Annotated in this window: 18 protein-coding genes and 2 tRNA genes; 9 read left to right on the forward strand and 11 right to left on the reverse strand. The window is 72.5% G+C overall.

Going from position 1 to position 19,737, the window contains the following annotated elements; all coding sequences use genetic code 11:
- Positions 1–14: 14 nt before the first annotated feature.
- Positions 15–719 (reverse strand): ElyC/SanA/YdcF family protein, encoded by a 705-nt coding sequence (locus ABZT14_RS04575; RefSeq protein WP_356296794.1) that lies wholly within the window; start codon positions 717–719, stop codon positions 15–17.
- 106 nt (positions 720–825) lie between these two features.
- Positions 826–1,272 (reverse strand): spore-associated protein A, encoded by a 447-nt coding sequence (locus tag ABZT14_RS04580; protein WP_356296797.1) that lies wholly within the window; start codon positions 1,270–1,272, stop codon positions 826–828.
- Positions 1,273–1,598: 326 nt separating this feature from the next.
- Between ABZT14_RS04580 and ABZT14_RS04585 the strand changes: the two genes are divergently transcribed.
- The 4 genes from ABZT14_RS04585 (at position 1,599) to ABZT14_RS04600 (ending at position 7,720) form a co-directional block, all read left to right on the forward strand.
- Positions 1,599–2,924, forward strand: a complete 1,326-nt coding sequence (locus ABZT14_RS04585; protein ID WP_356296800.1) for a deoxyguanosinetriphosphate triphosphohydrolase — start codon at positions 1,599–1,601, stop codon at positions 2,922–2,924.
- Between the two features lie 185 nt (positions 2,925–3,109).
- Positions 3,110–4,393, forward strand: a complete 1,284-nt coding sequence (locus tag ABZT14_RS04590) for an FAD-dependent oxidoreductase (protein WP_356296803.1) — start codon at positions 3,110–3,112, stop codon at positions 4,391–4,393.
- A gap of 94 nt (positions 4,394–4,487) precedes the next feature.
- Positions 4,488–6,380, forward strand: a complete 1,893-nt coding sequence (dnaG, locus tag ABZT14_RS04595; protein ID WP_356296806.1) for a DNA primase — start codon at positions 4,488–4,490, stop codon at positions 6,378–6,380.
- 224 nt (positions 6,381–6,604) lie between these two features.
- The gene (locus ABZT14_RS04600; protein WP_356296808.1) at positions 6,605–7,720 is read left to right on the forward strand and encodes an RNA polymerase sigma factor; all 1,116 of its coding nucleotides are present in this window, start codon (positions 6,605–6,607) and stop codon (positions 7,718–7,720) included.
- Here ABZT14_RS04600 and ABZT14_RS04605 read toward each other — a convergent pair.
- Positions 7,708–9,183, reverse strand: a complete 1,476-nt coding sequence (locus ABZT14_RS04605) for an FGGY family carbohydrate kinase (RefSeq protein WP_356296810.1) — start codon at positions 9,181–9,183, stop codon at positions 7,708–7,710. The two genes, ABZT14_RS04600 and ABZT14_RS04605, sit on opposite strands and share 13 nt — an antisense overlap.
- Positions 9,184–9,551: 368 nt before the next feature.
- Between ABZT14_RS04605 and ABZT14_RS04610 the strand changes: the two genes are divergently transcribed.
- Entirely contained in the window at positions 9,552–10,382 is an 831-nt protein-coding gene (locus tag ABZT14_RS04610; RefSeq protein ID WP_356296813.1) for an endonuclease, read from the forward strand.
- A 188-nt stretch (positions 10,383–10,570) separates the two neighbouring features.
- Here the strand turns inward: ABZT14_RS04610 and dhaL are convergent, their stop codons facing one another.
- The 3 genes from dhaL to ABZT14_RS04625 are packed head-to-tail and all read right to left on the reverse strand — an operon-like array spanning position 10,571 to position 13,604.
- On the reverse strand, positions 10,571–11,239 hold the full coding sequence (gene dhaL, locus ABZT14_RS04615; RefSeq protein WP_356296816.1) for a dihydroxyacetone kinase subunit DhaL: 669 nt from the start codon (positions 11,237–11,239) through the stop codon (positions 10,571–10,573).
- Positions 11,236–12,243 carry a dihydroxyacetone kinase subunit DhaK gene (locus tag ABZT14_RS04620; protein WP_356296820.1) on the reverse strand — a complete coding sequence of 336 codons (1,008 nt, stop codon included), beginning with the start codon at positions 12,241–12,243 and terminating at the stop codon, positions 11,236–11,238. Before ABZT14_RS04620 ends, dhaL begins: the two co-directional genes overlap by 4 nt.
- Positions 12,240–13,604, reverse strand: a complete 1,365-nt coding sequence (locus ABZT14_RS04625) for an MFS transporter (RefSeq protein ID WP_356296822.1) — start codon at positions 13,602–13,604, stop codon at positions 12,240–12,242. Before ABZT14_RS04625 ends, ABZT14_RS04620 begins: the two co-directional genes overlap by 4 nt.
- A 220-nt stretch (positions 13,605–13,824) precedes the next feature.
- On the opposite strand from ABZT14_RS04625, the gene ABZT14_RS04630 reads away from it, so the two are divergent.
- From ABZT14_RS04630 to ABZT14_RS04640, 3 genes are all read left to right on the forward strand, one after another.
- Positions 13,825–14,712: a dihydrodipicolinate synthase family protein gene (locus ABZT14_RS04630; protein ID WP_356296823.1), complete on the forward strand. Its 888-nt coding sequence runs from the start codon at positions 13,825–13,827 to the stop codon at positions 14,710–14,712.
- Between the two features lie 34 nt (positions 14,713–14,746).
- Entirely contained in the window at positions 14,747–15,442 is a 696-nt protein-coding gene (locus ABZT14_RS04635; RefSeq protein WP_356296826.1) for a GntR family transcriptional regulator, read from the forward strand.
- Between the two features lie 131 nt (positions 15,443–15,573).
- Positions 15,574–16,989, forward strand: coding sequence for an aldehyde dehydrogenase (NADP(+)) (locus ABZT14_RS04640; RefSeq protein ID WP_356296829.1), 1,416 nt, complete (start codon positions 15,574–15,576; stop codon positions 16,987–16,989).
- A gap of 7 nt (positions 16,990–16,996) precedes the next feature.
- Here ABZT14_RS04640 and ABZT14_RS04645 read toward each other — a convergent pair whose 3' ends face one another.
- The 3 genes from ABZT14_RS04645 to ABZT14_RS04655 form a co-directional block, all read right to left on the reverse strand.
- The gene (locus tag ABZT14_RS04645) at positions 16,997–17,599 is read right to left on the reverse strand and encodes a helix-turn-helix domain-containing protein (protein ID WP_356296831.1); all 603 of its coding nucleotides are present in this window, start codon (positions 17,597–17,599) and stop codon (positions 16,997–16,999) included.
- A gap of 241 nt (positions 17,600–17,840) precedes the next feature.
- Positions 17,841–17,917, reverse strand: a tRNA-Ile gene (locus ABZT14_RS04650).
- Between the two features lie 223 nt (positions 17,918–18,140).
- Positions 18,141–18,213, reverse strand: a tRNA-Asn gene (locus tag ABZT14_RS04655).
- A 129-nt stretch (positions 18,214–18,342) separates the two neighbouring features.
- Here ABZT14_RS04655 and ABZT14_RS04660 point away from each other — a divergent pair.
- Complete coding sequence (locus ABZT14_RS04660; RefSeq protein WP_356296834.1) at positions 18,343–18,645, forward strand: YtxH domain-containing protein; 303 nt, start codon at positions 18,343–18,345, stop codon at positions 18,643–18,645.
- A gap of 77 nt (positions 18,646–18,722) precedes the next feature.
- On the opposite strand, the gene ABZT14_RS04665 is transcribed toward ABZT14_RS04660, so the two are convergent.
- Both ABZT14_RS04665 and ABZT14_RS04670 read right to left on the reverse strand, forming a co-directional pair.
- Entirely contained in the window at positions 18,723–19,490 is a 768-nt protein-coding gene (locus ABZT14_RS04665) for an FkbM family methyltransferase (protein WP_356296837.1), read from the reverse strand.
- The gene (locus ABZT14_RS04670) at positions 19,487–19,732 is read right to left on the reverse strand and encodes a Trm112 family protein (protein WP_356297084.1); all 246 of its coding nucleotides are present in this window, start codon (positions 19,730–19,732) and stop codon (positions 19,487–19,489) included. Before ABZT14_RS04670 ends, ABZT14_RS04665 begins: the two co-directional genes overlap by 4 nt.
- Between the last annotated feature and the right edge of the window lie 5 nt (positions 19,733–19,737).

Raw genomic sequence — 19,737 nt, forward strand, 5'->3', positions numbered from 1 at the left:
CGGGCTGAGGCGGCTCAGTGGTCGGCGAGGGCCTCGCTGATCCCGTCCTCCCGTGGCCCCAGGAACGTCGGGTCGGGGCGGAGGGCGGCGTTCGCGGCGGCCTTGACCGCCCCGGGCAGCTCCCGCACCCCGCCGAACACCCAGGTCAGGTCGCGGGGTTCGGGGACCCGCACCCCGTGGGCATCGATCCCGGCCGCCCGGCACAGGCTGGTGGCCCGGGGTACGTGGTAGTCCTGGCTGACCAGCAGGGCGTGCCGCACTCCGAAGATCCGTCGGGCCCGGGCGCAGCTGTCCCAGGTGTCGAAGCCGGCGTGGTCGGCGACCACCCGGGAGGCGGGGACGCCGGCGTCGCGCAGGTAGTCGCGCATCGCGCTCGGCTCGTCGTAGGAGCGGGTGCCGTTGTCCCCGGTCACCAGGATCGCCCGCACCCGGCCCCGCTCGTACAACTCCCGCGCGGTGTCCAGCCGATGGGCCAGGTACGGGGAGGGCTCGCCGTCCCACAGGCCCGCCCCGAACACCACCGCCACCGGGGCGCGGGGCGCCTCGGCGGCGGTGGAGATCCGGTCGTCGGTGGTCAGCCGTACCCAGGTGGCGGGCAGGAGACCGACCGCGCACAGCAGGACCACCGTCTGGAACAGCCGCCGCTGTCCCGGGCGGGTGCGCGGTGGGCGAATCCGCCGCGTCAGACGGTGGACACGTGCGCGGACAGAGGGAGTCACACCTCAGCCGACGTTCCGGCTCCCCGGCCGGTTCCCGCCGGAAGCGGACCGGGGAGTGGCGGCGGGCCCGACCCAGGACGGGCCCGCCGCGTCAACAGCCCCCGGATCAGGGGGTGTTGGCCTTCGCGGCCTTGGAACCGCAGTTGGAGCTGGGGTTGTCGTACGTGGCCTCGTCGATCTGGCCGCCCCACTCCACGCAGTAGCCCGCGCCGTCGACGTAGACCGGGCCGGCGTACTGGGTGTACTCGCCCTCGTCCACGACCCGCTCGCTCGGCTCGTCGGTGAGCGCGCGGACGTACGCCGTCATCTCCACCGGCTCGTCGGTGGTGTTGCGGATGGTGACCACGCAGTTCTTGCCCGTGGCGGAGTTGTAGGTCAGGAACACCGTGCCCTCGTCACCGATGCCAGCCTGGTTGACCACGCTGTAGCCGGTGCCGCACTGGCCGCCGTAGGTGGCCTTGGCCTCCGCGGCGGACGCGGTGGTGGAGGTGGCGAGCAGACCGCCACCAGCGGCCAGCACGGCCGCCGCGCCCAGGGCAAAGGTGCGCTTCATCATAAAGACCTCGTTTTCCGTCGAACGATGACACTTCGGTTCACAGCTGCTTCACGTGGTTTGCGCGCAGCCACAGACGAAGACCCACGACCCCGGCCGGGGGTTGTACGGCGTCTCCGGGACAACCGATGAGGCGTCAGTTTTCGGCCCCGTGTTCGGCCCGTGTTCGGTCCGTGTGGGGCGCCCCCCCCGCAACCCCGACCGCACCCCGGCGAGCCGACGGGGACCCGGCCGGACGCCGGACCACCAGCCGTGTCCGGCCCGCACGCCGGCCCCCGGTGACACCGGCCACGTCCCTCCCCACCGGATAGGACTACTGTCGGCATATGCATGGCGTGTACGACCAGCCCACCACCGGCCCCGGCGAGCGGACTCCCGGCCTCGGCTACGACACCGCGGCCACCGCCCGGTTCGCCCCCGAGCCGGACAAGCGGCACAGCCGCACCGCCTTCCAACGGGACCGGGGCCGGCTGCTGCACTCCGCCGCCCTGCGCCGACTGGCCGGAAAGACCCAGGTGGTCACCCCCGGGTCCAGCGCCCACGACTGGGACGCCAGCCCCCGCACCAGGCTCACCCACTCCCTGGAGTGCGCCCAGGTGGGGCGGGAACTGGGCGCCGCCCTGGGCTGTGACGCCGACCTAGTGGAGGTCGCCTGCCTCTCCCACGACCTGGGGCATCCGCCGTTCGGCCACAACGGCGAGGAGGTGCTGCGCGAGTTCGCCGAGCCCTGCGGGGGCTTCGAGGGCAACGCCCAGTCGCTGCGGCTGCTGTCCCGACTGGAGCCCAAACGCTTCCTCGGCGAGGAGGAGGGCCACCGCAGTGTGGGCCTCAACCTCACCCGCGCCTCCCTGGACGCGGCCACCAAGTACCCCTGGCCACGCGGCGGTCACCCCACCGACCCGCACTCGCCCAAGTTCGGGGTGTACGAGGACGACCTCGACCTTTTCCGCTGGGTGCGCCAGGGCGCCCCGCCCCACCGGCTCTGCTTCGAGGCGCAGGTGATGGACTGGGCCGACGACGTGGCGTACTCGGTGCACGACCTGGAGGACTGCCTGCACGCCGGCCACCTGGACCCCAACCTGCTGCTGGCCGACCCCGAGCGCGACCACGTGCTGCGGCTGGCCGCCAGCCGGTACCTGCCCGGCGGCGAACCGGCCGAGCACGCCGAACTGGCCGAGGTGCTCGACGGACTGCTGGAGATGGAGTGGTGGCCGCACGGCTACGACGGCTCCGCCATGGCGCAGGCCCGGTTGAAGGACGCCACCAGCCAGCTGATCGGACGCTTCTGTGTGGCCGCCGAGACGGCCACCCGCGCCGCCCACGGGGAGTCCGTCCCCCTGACCCGCTACCGGGCCGACCTGGTCGTACCCCGGGGCGCGCGGCTGGAGTGCGCCCTGCTGAAGGCGATGGCCGACCGCTATGTGATGCAGCGCCCGGACCAGGAGCGGTTGCGGGCCGAACAGCGGGTGGTGCTGGGGGAGTTGACCCAGGCCCTGATCGCCCGCGCCCCGGACGGGCTGGACCCGCAGTTCCGCGCCCTGTTCACCGCCGCGGGCGACGACCGGACCCGGCTACGTGTGGTGATCGACCAGATCGCGTCCCTCACCGACGCCTCGGCCCGTACCCTGCACCGCCGGATGACCCACGGCTGAGCACCGCCCACCCCGGGCGGCCGGCAGGAGCCGACAGCGGAAAATCCGCCGCCCCACGGGAGTGGCGTCCCGGTGGGAGGGGCGCGGAGGAGAAGATTGCACCGTGAGGTGGACGGGGGAGCCCTAAGAGAAAGCCGCGACAGACAGCGGGTGTCCCCGGTGCGGGGCGCCTTCGAGGAGGAGACGTGGTCGACGCACACCAGACGTTCGTCATCATCGGCGGTGGGCTGGCCGGGGCGAAAGCAGCCGAGACCCTCCGGGAGGAGGGGTTCACCGGGCGGGTGATACTGATCGGCGACGAGCGCGACCACCCCTACGAGCGGCCTCCCCTGTCCAAGGGCTACCTCACCGGCGACGAGGAACGGGACAGCGTGTTCGTCCACCCCCGTTCCTGGTACGCCGGGCACGACATCGAACTGCACCTCGGCCAGCCCGCCCTGCACCTGGACCGCGCGGCCCAGGCCGTACGGCTGGGTGACGGCACCCTCATCCACTACGACCGGCTGCTGCTGGCCACCGGCGCCGAACCCCGCCGGCTGCGCATCCCCGGCACCGACCTCAACGGGGTGCACCACCTCAGGCGGCTCGCGCACGCCGAGCGGCTGCGCGGCACCCTGAACGCCCTGGGCCGGGACAACGGCCACCTGCTGATCGCTGGCGCCGGCTGGATCGGTCTGGAGGTGGCCGCCGCCGCCCGGGCTCGCGGCGCGGAGGTCACCGTCATCGAGCCCGAACCGACCGCCCTGCACTCCCAGTTGGGCCCCGAGCTGGGCGGACTCTTCACCGAGCTGCACCGGGAGAAGGGGGTGCGCTTCGAGTTCGGGGTACGGCTGACCGAGATCCTCGGGCGGGACGGGCTGGTGCTGGCCGCCCGTACCGACGACGGCGCCGAACACCCCGCGCACGCGGTGCTCGCCGCGATCGGCGCCGCGCCCCGGACCGGACTGGCCGAGGCCGCCGGACTGGAGCTGGCGTCCGGCTCGACCGGCGGGGTCGTGGTGGACGCCGCGCTGCGCACCTCCGACCCGCTCATCCACGCCGCCGGCGACGTCGCGGCGGTGCGCTACCCGGCCGAACAGTTCGCCCCGGACAGCCCGGTGGCCGCCGGCCCGCTGCGGGTCGAGCACTGGGCCAACGCCCTGCACACCGGCCCGGCCGCCGCCCGGGCCATGCTGGGCCAGGAGGTCGCCTTCGACCGGGTGCCGTACTTCTTCTCCGACCAGTACGAGGTCGGGATCGAGTACTCCGGTCACGCCCCGGTCGGCTCCTACGACCAGGTGGTGTGCCGGGGAGACGTCGGCAAGCGGGAGTTCATCGCGTTCTGGCTGCGCCAGGGCCGGGTGCTGGCCGGGCTCAACATGAACGTCTGGGACGTCACCGGCCCCATCCAGGAGCTGGTCCGGTCCGGTACCGAGGTCGAGCCGGACGCCCTGGCCGACCCCCAGGTGCCCCTGGAGTCCCTGGTCTGAGGCCGGTTCGTGGCCGCCGTGTACCACCTCGCCCCGACACGGTCCACACCGGCGGGCCCGGCGGGCTGTCCGGGCCCGCCCGTAGACTGCCACCGTGGCAGGACGGATCCTTGACGAGGATGTGAAGGCGGTACGGGACGCGGTCCCCATCGACGCCGTGGTCTCCGAGTACCTCCAACTCCGCCCCGCCGGGGGCGGCAACCTCAAGGGGCTGTGCCCCTTCCACGACGAGAAGTCCCCCTCCTTCCACGTCAGCCCCAGCAAGGGGCTCTACCACTGCTTCGGCTGCCAGGAGGGCGGGGACACCCTCGACTTCGTCCGCAAGGTCGACCACCTGTCGTTCGCCGAGGCGGTGGAGCGGCTGGCCGGCCAGGCCGGCATCACCCTGCGGTACGAGGAGGGCGGCTACACCCCCGGGCGCCAGCAGGGGGAGCGCATCCGGCTGGTCGAGGCGCACAAGGTGGCCGCCCAGTTCTACCGCGAGCGGATGGAGGAGCCGGAAGCCGAGATCGCCCGCCGGTTCCTGCACGACAGGGGCTTCGACCGGGAGGCCGCCGAACACTTCGCCGTGGGGTACGCCCCCGCCGGCTGGGACCACCTGGTGCGCTTCCTGCGCGGCCGGGGCTTCACCGAGAAGGAGCTGCTCACCTCGGGGCTGGCCCAGGACGGCCGGCGCGGCCCCATCGACCGGTTCCGTGGCCGGCTGATCTGGCCCATCCGGGACATCACCGGCGAGGTCGTCGGCTTCGGTGCCCGCAGGCTGCGGGAGGACGACAACGGCCCGAAGTACCTCAACACCCCCGAGACCCCGCTGTACCACAAGTCCCAGGTGCTGTACGGCATCGACCTGGCCAAGCGGGAGATCGCCAAGTCCGGCCGGGCCGTGGTGGTCGAGGGGTACACCGACGTGATGGCCTGTCACCTCGCCGGACTGACCGGGGCCATCGCCACCTGCGGTACCTCCTTCGGCGAGGGGCACATCAAGATCCTGCGCCGCCTGCTGATGGACAACTCCCGCTCCGAGGTGGTGTTCACCTTCGACGGTGACGCGGCGGGGCAGAAGGCCGCGCTGCGCGCCTTCGAGGACGACCAGAAGTTCGCCGCCCGCACCACCATCGCCATCACTCCCGAGGGCATGGACCCCTGCGACCTGCGGCTGGCCCGGGGGGACGAGGCGGTGCGGGAACTGGTCGAGGGGCGGGCCCCGTTGTTCGACTTCGCCATCCGCTCGGTGGTCCGCCAGCACAACCTGGACACCGCCGAAGGGCGCTCGGCCGCCCTGGAGGAGGCGGCGCCCATCGTCGCCCGTATCAAGGACTCGGCCATCCAGCACGAGTACGCGGTACGCCTGGCCGGCCAACTCGGCATCCTGGACACCCAGTTCGTGGTCCGACGGGTGGGCCAGCTGGCCCGCTGGGCCAAGCAGCGGTCCACCGCCCCGGCCCGTTCCGGCGGGGACCGGGTGGCACCGCCACAGGGGGTGGCCCGCCCGGCGCCCGGCGCCCACGGGCCGGCGCTGCACCTGCGCAACAAGGCCCAGCTGACCGAGCGTGAGCTGCTCAAACTCGCCCTGCAGCACCCGCAGTTGGTGGCCCCGGCCTTCGACGCCTACCTCCCCGACGAGTTCACCGCCCCGCCCTACGCCCAGGTGCGCCGGGCCATCGAGGAGGCCGGCGGGGTGGAGGCCGCCGACCGGGACTACCTGGACCGGGTGCGCGAGGCCGCCCCGGACGACACGGTGCGGTCGCTGATCACCGAGCTGGCCGTGGAGTCCCCCCGGCTCCGGCGCCAGGTGGACGAGACCTACGCGGGGATGCAACTGGTCGCCGTCCGACGGGCGGCGGTCAACGAACGCATCCGGGAACTGGAGGGCTCCGCGCTACGGCTGGAGTCCGAGGGCGGCGACTCCACGGAGCTGCGCCGGGAGATCTGGGCCCTCCAGCGGTACGGCACCGGGCTGGCCGAGCGCGGCGCCGAGGCGCTCTGAGCTCCACCGACGTGCCCGGGCGGGCTTCCTGACCGCCCGTTGTGGGAGAACTCGTGAGGAAAAACTGCCCGCAGGCCCCTCGTGGCCGGACCGTCTCTTATCGCACACTGGGCTGCGGCACCTGATCCCGCACGGGGCTCGTCGAGCCCTTCCGGGGCCCGGGGCCATCGATCACCAGCACCGCCCGGGACGGTACGGACTTCCCGTGACCGCCCCTGTCTCGCATGTCGCCCCCCACCCCGGCAGCGATCACCTGGAGGTCGCCCCCCGTGCAGTCCCAGACCCTGATCAGTGACGCGCATAGATCCCCTCTGACCTCGTCTCCCTCCCCCCGGGAACGGCAGGCCAGGGTTCCCGGACAACCCCCCGCCCGTACCGGTCGGCCCACCCGTGTGGAGACCGCCGCGACCAGTGGGGCGCCCGCCCACGGGCCGGGGGGTGACCTGTTCCGGCAGTACCTGCGCGAGATCGGCCGTATCCCGCTGCTGACCGCCGAGGAGGAGGTCGACCTCGCCCGCCGGGTGGAGGCGGGACTGTTCGCCGAGGAGAAGCTGCGCACCTCCACCGCCCTGGACCCCCGACTCGCCTGGGACCTCGACCGGTTGGTGGTGCAGGGCCGGATGGCCAAGCGCCGGCTGATCGAGTCCAACCTCAGGCTGGTGGTCTCGGTGGCCAAGCGCTACGTGGGCCGGGGACTGACCATGCTGGACCTGGTGCAGGAGGGCAACCTCGGACTGATCCGGGCGGTGGAGAAGTTCGACTACGCTCGGGGCTTCAAGTTCTCCACCTACGCGACCTGGTGGATACGGCAGGCGATGTCCCGCGCCCTCGCCGACCAGGGCCGCACCATCCGGGTGCCGGTGCACGTGGTCGAACTGATCAACCGGGTCGTCCGGGTACAGCGCCGGATGCTCCAGGAACGCGGGGTGGAGCCTTCCCACCAGGAGGTCGCCGAGCAGCTGGACCTCACCCCGGAGCGGGTCGTCGAGGTGTTACGGCTCGCCCAGGACCCCATCTCCCTCCAGACCCCCGTGGGGGAGGAGGAAGACCTCAACTTCGGTGACCTGATCGAGGACAGCGACATGCCGGCCCCGGTGGAGACCGCCGCGTTCCTGCTGCTGCGCCAGCACCTGGGCGCCGTGCTGTCCACCCTGGGGGACCGGGAACGCCAGGTGGTAGCCCTGCGGTACGGACTGGAGGACGGCCGGGCCCGCACCCTGGAGGAGATCGGCCAACTCTTCGGCGTGACCCGCGAACGTATCCGGCAGATCGAGTCCAAGACGCTCAGCAAGCTCCGCAGCCACGCCCACGCCAACCAGCTGCGCGGCTACCTGGACTGATCGCCCGCCCAGCCCGTCGGCTCACCGGCCGGTTCCGCGCTCGGCTGCCCCGCCGAGGGCAGCGGGTGCCCCTCGAAGGCGCCCGGATGCTCCTGCTCGCGGACGGTCACGAACTGCTGTCTGACCGCCTGGCCGACGGCCAACTCCTCCTGCGGCTCGTGGAGTTGGTACGTCGGCTCCGGCCAGTGCGGCGGCTCCTGCGATCCGGCGAGCGCCCAGGCGGCCTGCCGAGCCGCGCCCAGCGCGGTGTAGTCGCTCGGCTCGGGCACCACCACCGGCACCCCCCACAACGCGGGGGCCAGCTTGTGCAGCACCGGCAACTGCGGACCCAGCAGGAACACCCGACGGATCGCCACCCCCCGACCCCGCAACAGGTCCAGGGCGTCGGCCAGCCCGCAGAGCATCCCCTCCACGGCGGCCCGCGCCAGGTGTTCCGGGCGCATACTCTCCCGCCGCAACCCGTGCAACGACCCGGCGGTGTGCGGGAGTTCGGGGGTGCGCTCACCCTCCAGATACGGCAACAGCACCAGACCGTAGGCGCCCGGAGTGGACTCCAGGGCCAGCCGGGACAGGCCCTCCAGGTCGGTGCCCAGCATCTCGGCCGCGCCCCGCAGCACCCGCATCGCGTTGAGGGTGCGCACCACCGGCAGGTGGCGTCCGGTGGCGTCGGCGTACGAGGAGATGGTGCCGGTGGGGTCGACCAACGGCTCGTGGTGCACCGAGAACACCGAACCCGAGGCGCCCAGGGACACCACCGCGTCACCGACGCCGACGCCCAGTCCGAAGGCGGCGGCCATGGTCTCGCCGGTGCCGGCCGAGATCAGCAGGCCCTCGGGGGTGCGCCCGGCCGGTTCGGCCGGCCCCAACACCCGGGGCAGGGAAGCCGGGTGACCGAGCGCCACCTCCACCAGGTCCGGGCGGTACTCCCCGGTGACGGCGGACCAGTAGCCGCTGCCCGAGGCGTCTCCCCGGTCGGTCGCCCGCTGGTCCGGCCGCCCCAGCAACTGCCAGGACAGCCAGTCGTGGGGCTGGAGCACCTCGGCCACCCGCCCGGCGGCCTCCGGTTCGGTGCGGGCCAGCCAGCGCAGCTTGGTCACCGGATGGGTGGGGCGGGGCACCGTGCCGACCGCCTCCGTCCACGCCTGCCGGCCACCCAGCAGGTCCACCAGTTCGGCGGCGGCGGTCTGCATGGCGCGGTCGTGGCCCAACAGGGCGTTGCGCACCGGGAGTCCGGCTCCGTCCAGGGGCACCAGCCCCGGCTGCGCGGCGACTCCGATGGCCTGTACCTCGGACAGCAGCCCACCCTCGGCGGCCTCGCCCAGGGACAGCAGCCAGGACTGCGGGTCGTCCCGCTGCTCCGGGTGGGCCGCGTAGCCCTGCCGCAGCACCTCGCCCCGGTCGGTGTCGCAGACGACCAGGCGGGTGTACTCGCTGGAACTGTCCAGACCGGCGACGATCCCCATCGCGCGATGCCTCCGCATCCCTCGGTGAACGGTGAGTGGGCAGCCGGGAGCTGGTTCGGCACCGTAAGCACCGATCATCCCCCGTCCGTGCCTGGATCCTACGCGGCGTCGGGGCGCCGACTCCGGGGGCGTCCCCCGTCCGGGGAGGTCGGCGTGGCCCCGTTCGATCCGGGGCGACCTCACGAGGGTCGGCGGCCGGCTCCGGGCCGGGTCAACCGAAGGATTCACCCCGGCTGTTGGGGACGTTCCGTTCGTTTTCCCCCGTCTCCCCTTGAACACGTTCGATTTTCTGGGCAGGCTTTCCCGGACCACACTTCATCTGGGTGGCGCGAATCCATCGCTCCGCCCACGAGAGAGGAAGCCCCCACATGACGATTCCTCGTATAGCCCGCCGTGGTTGGCGCACCCCCATCGCCCTTCTGGGCGGCGCCACCATGATCGCCCTCTGCGCGCAGGTGCCGGCTTCGGCCACCGTCGACGAGCGAGCCACGACGACCACCGTCAGCCCGTACGACGACGACTACTACAAGGACGCCATCGGCAAGACCGGTGACGAGCTGAAGACCGCCCTCAACGGCATCATCAGCAACAACGAGCAGCTCAGCTACGACGAGGTCTGGGACGCGCTGAAGGTCACCGACGAGGACCCGGACAACTCCTCCAACGTGATCGAGCTGTACAGCGGCGAGTCGGTGTCCAAGGACAACAACGGCGGCGGTTCGGGCCAGTGGAACCGCGAGCACGTCTGGGCCAAGTCGCACGGTGACTTCGGTACCGCCACCGGACCGGGCACCGACGTCCACCACCTGCGTCCCGCCGACGTGACGGTGAACAGCACCCGTGGCAACAAGGACTTCGACGAGGGCGGCGAGGAGGTCGAGGGAGCCCCGGGCAACTACACCGACAACGACTCCTTCGAGCCCCGCGACGAGGTCAAGGGCGACGTTGCCCGGATGATCCTCTACATGGCCGTGCGCTACGAGGGCAACGACTCCTACCCCGACCTTGAGCCCAACGACGAGGTCGAGAACGGCAAGAACCCCCTGCACGGCCGGCTGTCGGTCCTGAAGGAGTGGAACGAGGCCGACCCGCCCAGCGACTTCGAGAAGAACCGCAACGAGGTCATCTTCGAGCAGTTCCAGAAGAACCGGAACCCGTTCATCGACCACCCGGAGTGGGTGGCCGACATCTGGAAGTGACGCACCGGCGCTAGTCGGTCGAGGGGCCCGAGACCCCGACCGCTACGCGCGTCACCCGTGGCCGGCCATCCCCCGGGGTGGCCGGCCACAGGCCTGTCCGCGCCCGGCCCGTACGGGGTTCGGGCCGGGCGCGGGACCCCCGGTGCCGACGCCCCGGCTCAGGCCCTGAGCCGGGGAGCGACCGGCCCTCAGGCTTCGGCCGTGCCGGAGCCGTACGCCAGGGAACGCAGCTGGTCCAGCAACTCCCCGTAACCGGCGGAGGGTTCGAGCTCCCCGGCGCGGGCCAGCGCCTGGAACATCAGGGCCACCCCCACCGCGCCCGGGTCGGGGTGCCCCACGGCCCGGTCACCGACGTAGGAGGCCCGGCCCCGGCGGGCGCGCAGCCGGGCGGTGTCCAGGGCGGCGCTCCAGGAGGCCGCCGCGACCTCGGCGAAGGGGGCGCTCCCCTCCAGGGCGTCCCGGGCCGGTACCAGCGCGTCCACCAGTGTGCGGTCGCCGACCTCGGCCTCCCCGACCCGTTGTACGGCGGCCAGCCCCTCACGTACCCCACGGGCCCACGCCCCCGGGCCGGAGTCCTCGGCCAGGGCGCGGCCGAGCTCCTGGAAGATCAGCCCCAGCAGGGGCCCGCTGGTGCCGCCCACCTCGTCGAGGAAGACGCCGGCCGCGACCGTCACCGGAGGGGTGTCGGGCTGTTCGGCGAGCGCGGCGACGACCCGGTCCAGGCCCTCGCGCAGGTTGTCGCCGAAGTCCCCGTCGCCGGACAGCTGGTCGAGTCGGGTGAGGACCTCGTGGGCCTGGTGGGCCGCCTCGGCGTAGGCGAGCAGGAAGCGCCGCTGGTCGGGGGTGGTGGAGGTCATCGGATCGTCTCCGTGCTGGGGAAGGCGGGCGTGAGTGCCTCCTGGTGCCACCAGGAGGACCATTCGGGGCGGGAGGCGGTGAGGGTCAGGGAGAAGCCGCTCATGTCCAGGGCGGGGACGAAGGTCCCCACCAGCCGGCCGGCCACCCGTACGCCCCGCGCGGTGAGGATCGCGGACACCCGCTGGTGGATCGTGTACAGCTCCAGCAGGGTGGTGGAGCCCAGCCCGTTGACCAGCAGCAGCACCTGGTCGGTGTCGGGCGGCAGGGACGTGAGCACCTGTCGGGTCATCCGGTCGGTCAGCTCCTCGAAGGAGGGGCGCTCCACGGTGGTGGCGGCCCGTTCCCCGTGGATGCCCACGCCGTACTCGATCCGGTCCTCCTCCAGGGAGAAGGCCTCCCCGCCCTGGGTGGGCGAGGTCTGGGCCCGGGCGGCCACCGCCACGCTGCGCGAGTGGGCCACCAACTCCGCGCCGGTCCCGGCGAGTTCGTCCAGCCCCATCCCGGAGTCGGCGGCGGCCCCGAGCAGCTTCTCCACCAGTACGGTCGCCCCGGTGCCGCGCCGGCCGGTCGCGGTCTCCTCGCTCTCGGTGGCCAGGTCGTCGTCCACCAGCACCCGGCGTACCGGGATGCCGTCGGCCCGCAGGCGTTCGGCGGCGATGCCGAAGTTGATGCGGTCCCCGGTGTAGTTCTTCACCACGTGCAGCACGCCCTCGGGGCCGGCCACGGCCCGACTGGCCTCGTACACCTGCCGGTTGTGCGGGGAGGCGAAGATCCGGCCGGGTACGGCGGCGTCCAACATGCCGCGCCCCACGAAGCCGGCGTGCATCGGCTCGTGCCCGGACCCGCCCCCGGACACCAGGGCGGTACGGCGTCCGGGGTGGGGCTGGCGGGCGGTGACGAACAGCGGTTCCTCGTGGAGCCGCACCAGCCGTGGGTGGGCGTCGGCGAACCCGCGCAGTGCGGGCGGCACCGGGTCGCCGTCGGGGAGGAAGAGGCGGTTCACGGTGTGGGAGTCCCTTCGGTGGCGGTCGGTCGGGTGTCCGCTCCGGTGGTGGCCGGCCCTTCGAGGACGGGTGCCTCCCCGGCGCCGAGCCTGCTGGTGGCGCCGGCCGACAGCACGGCCACGCCGACGCAGTACGCGATCAGCCAGCTCCAGTGGCCGCCGGCCGCCGACAGCAGGGCGGTACCGATCAGGGGCGACAGGCCGCCACCGAGGGTGGCGCCGACCTGCTGGGTGACCGACAGGCCGGTGTAGCGGACGTTCACCGGATACAGGTTGGAGAACAACGCGCCCTGTGCCCCGTACATCGCCGCGTGTCCGACGCCCAGGCCCAGTGACATGCCCAGGACGTAGGCCCAGAAGTGTCCGGTCTCCACCAGCAGGAAGAAGGGCACCGCCAGTACGGCCTGGAAGAGGGCGCCGGCGATGTAGACCCGCCGTCGGCCGACACGGTCCGACAGGGCGCCGAACAGGGGCAGCGTCAGGCACTCGACGGCGCAGGCGACGAGGACGGCCAGCAGTACCGGGCCCTTGTCGCGGTCGAGTTCGGTGGTGACGTAGGTGATGGCCACCACGTAGTAGATGTTGAACAGTCCGCTCTCGGCCAGCTTGGCGATGATCGAGGCGACCACGGTGCCCGGCTGCCGGGTGAGCACCTCGCGCACCGGCAGGCTCTGCACCTCCCGCTGTTCCCGCATCCGCACGAACTCGGGGCTCTCGGTGATGTGCAGTCGGATGTAGACGCCCACCCCGATGAGCAGGATGCTGGCGAGGAACGGCAGCCGCCAGGCCCACGCGTCGTAGGAGCCGGCCGGCAGGGTGCTGTCGAGCGCGCTGACCAGGGCGACCGGGAGCAGTACGCCGGCGGGGGTGCCGATGTGGACCAGCGAGGTGTAGAGGCCCTGCCGTTGTCGGGGGCTGTACTCCAGCGCCATCAGTACGCCTCCGCCGTACTCGCCGCCCATGCCCAGCCCCTGGAGCACCCGGATCAGCACCAGCAGGATCGGGGCGGCGACGCCGATGCTGTCGTAGGAGGGCAGCAGGCCGATGGCGAAGGTGCCCAGACCCATCATCAGCATGGTGACGATCAGTACGTTCTTGCGGCCCAGCCGGTCGCCGTAGTGGCCGAAGAGGACGCCGCCCAGGGGGCGGGCGACGTAGCCGACGAAGTAGGTGGCGAAGGCCGCGAGGGTGCCGACCAGGGGTGAGGCGTCGGGGAAGAAGACGTCGTCGAAGACCAGGGCGGCGGTGGTCGCGTAGAGGGTGAAGTCGTAGTACTCGACCGTGGTGCCGAGGGCGCTGGCCGTGACGACCTTGCGTAGTGACGCCCGACGTCTGGTCGGGGCGGTGGCGGAAGAGGACATCTGTCACTCCGTTGTGGGTGGCGGCTCGTGGGGCTCGGTGGTGATGCGCCGGCTCCCGGATCAGCGTGGACCGTGGAGCCCGTCGGATCGGTGAGCGGTCTCGCCCGCGTGGGGGCGGTGGGGTCGCGATCCGCGGTGGCGGCTCGGAACCACGTGTTAGCATCTGATGTATCAGACATTACATACGCACTCTCGGTGCGGCAATACGCGGGAGGAACTCGTGCAGGAGATCCAGCTCGGCGGGATGATCTCGACCGTGGTCACGCCGTTCGACCAGAACGACGAGGTCGACCTCGACCTGCTCCGCAAGGAGGTCGCCTACCTCCTCGACCAGGGCGTCACCGCCATCTGCGCCTGCGGCAGCACCGGAGAGGGGCACACCCTGTCCCTGGAGGAGAGCGCGGCCATCTGCCGCACCGTCGTCGAGGAGGTGGCCGGGCGGGTGCCGGTCATCGGCGGCGTCATCCAGAACTCCACCGCCCAGGCCCGGCGTTACTCCCTCGCCCTCAAGGAAGCCGGCGTCGACGCCCTCCAGGTCACCCCGGTCCACTACGTGTTCGCGCCCTCGGCCGAGGAGACCGTCGCCCACTATCGGGAGATCGGCGAGGCCACCGACCTGCCGATCGTCCTCTACAACGTCGTGCCCTGGGCCCTGGTCGGCGTCGACACCATCGAACGGCTGCGGGAGGTCCCGCAGGTGGTGGCCGTCAAGCAGTCCGGCGGGGACATCCACCTGCTGGTCGACCTGCTGCACCGGGTACGGGACCGCTTCACCATCCTCGCCGCCCTCGACGACCTGCACTACCCGGCCTTCGTCATGGGCGCCCACGGAGCACTGGCCGCCATCCCGACGGTCACCCCCCGGCTGAGCGTCGAACTGTGGGACGCGGTCCAACAGGGCGACCACTCAAGGGCGTTGGAGCTGCACGAACGGATACTGACCGTCTGGCGGGCCATCGACGCGCCCAACCTCCCGGCCACCATCAAGGCCGCCCTGGAACTCCAGGGACGTCCCGCCGGCCTGCCCCGCCGACCCTTCGCCCCGGCCACCGAGTCGGAACGGTCCCGGATCCGTACCGCGCTCCGGGCGGCTAACCTGATCGACTGAGTGCGCGGTGTGACTTCCCCAGGGAGAGGCGTTCATGACCACCACCTCTGTCGGCGGCCAGGGGCGCCCACCCCTGGTCGTGGAGTCGATCTCCAACCAGCTCTACAGCCTCCTGTGCGAGCGCATCACCACCGGGGTGTACGCGCCCGGTTCACGGCTGGACCCCCAGGCCATCGCGGCCGAGTTCGGGGTGTCCCGCACCCCCGTCCGCGACACCCTGGTACGCCTCGAACACGACCGGCTGGTCGAGACCCGGCCCCGGTCGGGCACCTTCGTCACCCGCCCCACCCGCCAGGACGTCCACGAGGTCTGCCAGCTCCGCAAGGGCCTGGAGTGGCTCGCCACCGGGGTGGCCGCCGAGGCCATGCCGCTGGAGCAGATCGCCGACCTCAGGGACGAGGCGGTGGCCGCCCTGGAGGCGTCCGAACAGGGCGACTACGAACCGTTCTTCGCCAGCGATACCCGCATCCACCGGGAGATCGTCGCCGCCACCGGCAACAGCCGGCTGGTGTCCACCCGCAACTCCGTCGAACCCTTCGTCTACTGGCTGCGCGTCCTCGGCGCCACCGGCCAGCACCGGCTCGCCGGCTCCACCCGACGCCACCTGGAGATCCTGGACGCCATGGCCGACCGCGACGTGGTGGCGGCCCAGGAGGCCGCCGCCGTCCACCTGGACGAGGTCGAGGAGTGGACCCTCGCCGACATGGCCTCCCACGCGATCGTCACCTGACCCCCGGGCCCCGACCCACCGGTGCGGCCCCGCCGTTCCGGTGGGTCAGGCGCCCCGCATCCGACCTCCCGCGCGGTTCCCGCACGCCCTTCCGCGCGGCCACCACCCGTACCCGCAGTGAGGTGTCACCCATGCCCACCGCCGATCCCTCCACCGGCTCCCCGCTCGAACCCACCCCGAACGCGACCCTCGCCGCCGCCCACTCCGCGGCCCGACCCGCCCGCCGCGCCTCCACCGCCGACCGCGCCGGCTGGCTACGAGCCCTCGCCACCGCCCTGGACGGCGCGGCCGACACCCTCGTACCGCTGGCCCAGCGGGAGACGCGACTGCCGGAACCGCGCCTGCGGGGCGAGTTGAGCCGCACGACCTTCCAGGCGCGACTGCTGGCCGACCGGTTGGAGGCCGGCGCCCTGGACGACGCCCGGATCGACCACGCCGACCCCGACTGGCCGATGGGCGCCCGGCCGGACATCCGACGGACCCTGGTGCCGATCGGCCCGGTACTGGTCTTCGCCGCCAGCAACTTCCCCTTCGCCTTCAGCGTGGCCGGCGGGGACACGGTCAGCGCCCTCGCCGCCGGCTGCCCCGTGGTCGTCAAGGCCCACCCCGGTCACCCCGAACTGTCCCGCCGTACCGCCGAGTTGGTGGCCGAAGCCCTCGCCGGGGCCGGCGCCCCGGACGGGCTGCTCGGACTGATCGAGGGGGAGGAGGCCGGGGCGCTCGCCGTACAGGACCCCCGGATCCGCGCGGTGGGCTTCACCGGCTCCACCCGGGGCGGGAGCTTCCTGCACCACCTCGCGGCCAGCCGCCCGGACCCCATCCCCTTCTACGGCGAACTGGGCTCCACCAACCCGGTGGTCGTCACCCCGGCCGGATGGGCCGAGCGCGCCGAGGAGATCGCCGAGGGCTTCGCCGGCTCGTACACCCTCGGCTCCGGCCAGTTCTGCACCCAGCCCGGTGTGGTGTTCGTCCCCGACGCCGACGCCTTCCTCGCCGCCGTACCCGACCGGGCGACCGGCCCGATGCTGAACGCGCGCATCGAGGACGGCTACCGCGAGACGCTCGACTCCCTGGCCGGCCACCCCGGCGTCCAGGTCGCGGTACGCCGTACCGGAGAGGCCGGCACCCCGGACACGGTCCTGCTGCGCACCAGTGCCGAGGCGGTGATCAAGGACCCGACCCTGCTGAGCACCGAGGTGTTCGGTCCGGCCTCCCTGGTCGTGGAGTACGGCGACCTGGCCGAGGTCACCGAGGCGCTGGACGGCCTCCAGGGCTCCCTGACCGGAACCGTGCAGGGCGGCGCCGACCTCGACCGGGACGGGGCTCGTCTGGTCGAGTTGCTGGCCGAACGTGTCGGCCGGGTGCTGTGGAACGACTGGCCCACCGGGGTCACGGTCAGCGACGCCCAGCAGCACGGCGGACCCTGGCCGGCCTCCACCGCGCCCACCACCACCTCGGTGGGTACCGCCGCCGTACGGCGCTTCCAGCGTCCGGTCGCCTACCAGAACGTCCCCGCCCCGGCCCTTCCCGTCGAACTGAGGGAGTGAGGGGTCCTCACCGCTCCCGGCAGGGGGCCAGCAGCCGGCGGGCGGACTCGGCGGCCAGCTCCGCCGCCCGGGGCAACAGTCCCGCCTCGTCCAGCAGCCCGCGCCGCACCAGGGCCAGCGGCAGGTCCACCACGGCCAGCCGCAGGCGCTCCAGGGCGAGGTCGGGTGACTCACCCGACCTGTGGAGCCGCTGTGCCAGTGCCCCCAGCAGGGCGCCGACCTCGACGTTGCCGTCACGGAGTCGCCTGAGGTCGGTGTCCGCCCAGTGCCCGCTGTCGAAGTCCGTCGGCCGGTACAGCAACACCCGGGCCCGCTCCGGGTGTTGACGGCTCCAGTCCACCACGTACCGGGCGGTGTCGACCGCCGCCTCCAACGAGGGGTGGGCCCGCAGACTCCGGGCGCACCCCTCCTGGAAGCCCTCCACCGCGCGGAGCCACACCCCCGCCAGCAGTGCCGGACGGCCGGTGAAGCGGTGGTAGAGGGAACCGCTGGGGGCACCGGTCTCCCGGGCCAGCGCGGCCATGGTCACCGCGTTCGGCCCACCCCGGGCCGCCAGTGAGACGGCCGCGTCAAGGAGCGCTTCGGTGGTGAAAAGGGCGGGTCTGGGCATGGGGCGGAGGATATGCCTCCCCGGTTCCGGGGAGGTTTCCCCGCCCGGGAGAACCAGGGAGGCGGCCTTGATCCGGGTGTCCGTCCCCGGGTGGCCCCGCCGCGTGTTCCGTACCGGCGCGGGGGAGGGCCGGGCCGGACGGGGGAGTCGGGGAAGGCGCCGGACATACGACGGGGGCACCACCGTACGAGTGGCGCCCCCGACCTGAGGAGAGGTCAACTCCCTCTGAGAAGAGGGGAGTTGGTGGGGCGGGTGGGACTCGAACCCACGGCCGACGGATTATGAGTCCGTTGCTCTAACCGGCTGAGCTACCGCCCCGGTTACGGCGCGCCACACAGGTGCGGCGCGCCGTCTGCCGCAGCATAGCCGCTCATCAGATCGACTGCCCGCGCGGGTGCCGATCTTCAAGGGCAAGGACTCACGGGGAAGCCGGCTGGTTCCCGGTTTGCGGGCGTCCTGGGTGAACAGAAGGGGGATAGGGCCAGACGGGCTGCGGACGCGAAGAAGGGCCCCATCTGGTGGGGCCCTTCTCCAAGATCCGCTCCCCCGACTGGATTCGAACCAGTAACCTGCCGGTTAACAGCCGGCTGCTCTGCCGATTGAGCTACAGGGGACCGCTCCGCTCGGACTCGCCGACCCGGTGATCCGGGGGCGCGCCCTCGCCGCGGGCAATACATTAGCGCATGGCAGCGGCAGGCTGAAATCGGTTAGCGGTCCGCACGGACCTTAGGAAAGGTGGAGCCATGCGCTACCGGCTGACGTTCACCCTCGGGGTGGCTGTGGGATACGTCCTGGGCACCCGCGCGGGACGGGAACGTTACGACAAACTGCGTGCCGGCGCGCAACGGGTCGCACAGAACCCCGCCGTCCGTAACGCCGCCGAGTCGGCGGCCCAGACCGGGCGGCAGGCGGCGTCGAAGGCGGTGGACAGCGTCACCGACCGGGTCGGTCACCGGATGCCGGCCGCCGTGCACGACAGGGTGCAGGCGTTCCGTCACCGCAGGGGCGAGCCCCTGGAGGACGACTGGGGGACCAGCAACACCTGAGCGGGTCCCACCAGCGGGGGCGCGGCCGTCCGGGAGTGATCCCGAACGCCCGCGCCCCCGAGTGCTGTCGGCCCCCGTCAGACGGCGCCGGGGGTGTGGCCCTCGGGGAGGAACAGCACCGAGTTCACGTAGCGGGGGTGGGGGGCGAGCGTACGGCGCAGCAGACCGTGTTCGGCGACGTGGCTGGTGCGCCGTTGGTGTGCCCCGAGGTCGAAGCCCGACAGCGGGACCCAGTGGTTCCGGGGCAGGACCCAGCCGGCGTAGCCGAGGTCGTCGAGGTAGGAGACGACCGGGGCCACGGGTTGGATGCGCTCCTCCAACTCGATGAACAGCGCCGGCCTCTCCCGTACCAGGGTGTCCTTGCCTCCGCGCAGTACGGGCAGTTCACTGCCGTCCACGTCGATCTTGATCAGGGTGACCTCGGACAGCGCCAGCTCGTCCAGGGTGAGCGCCGGGACCTCCAGGGTGGCGCGGTGCAGCCCGCCCCGGCGTACCAGCGAGGACACCCCCCGGTCACCGCGCCCGCCCTCCGGCAGCCACAGGGTGGCACGGCCCGAGTGGTCGGTGGCGGCGGCCTGGAGCACCTCGACGTGTGCAGGGGTGGAGCGGCGCAGCTGCTCCGCCAGGTGGGGAACCGGTTCGACGGTCACCACCCGGTCGGCGCGCGGGGCCAGCCGACGGGTCCACGGGCCGTACCAGCCACCGATGTCGACGACGGTGCCGCCCCGGGGGCAGAAGTCCGCCAGCCGGGCCAGCTCCGGTTCGAACCGGGGGTAGAGGGCGGTGGTGGCCCTGGCGACCAGACCGCCCGGCAGGTGGGGGCCGATCCGTGCGGCGAGGGTCATGAGGAGCCCTCCGTGTGGGTACCGCCCTGGGGCGTCCGCTCCAGGCGGGGCAGCAGCTTGGCGTGCTCCTCCTCGGACAGCTGCTCCCCGGAGGAGGGCAGCAGCTGGGGTATGCCGTCCACCACCGGGTAACTGCGGCGCAGCCGGGGGTTGTAGAGGACCTCCTCCGGCAGCAGCAACACCAGGGGCCCCTTGTCCAGGGGGCAGGCCAGGATGCGCAGCAGGGGGTCACCGGGCTCCAGGGTGC

Origin of the sequence: Streptomyces sp. NPDC005438, assembly GCF_040606315.1 — a bacterium.
In the GTDB taxonomy this organism is placed as follows: Bacteria; Actinomycetota; Actinomycetes; order Streptomycetales; family Streptomycetaceae; genus Streptomyces.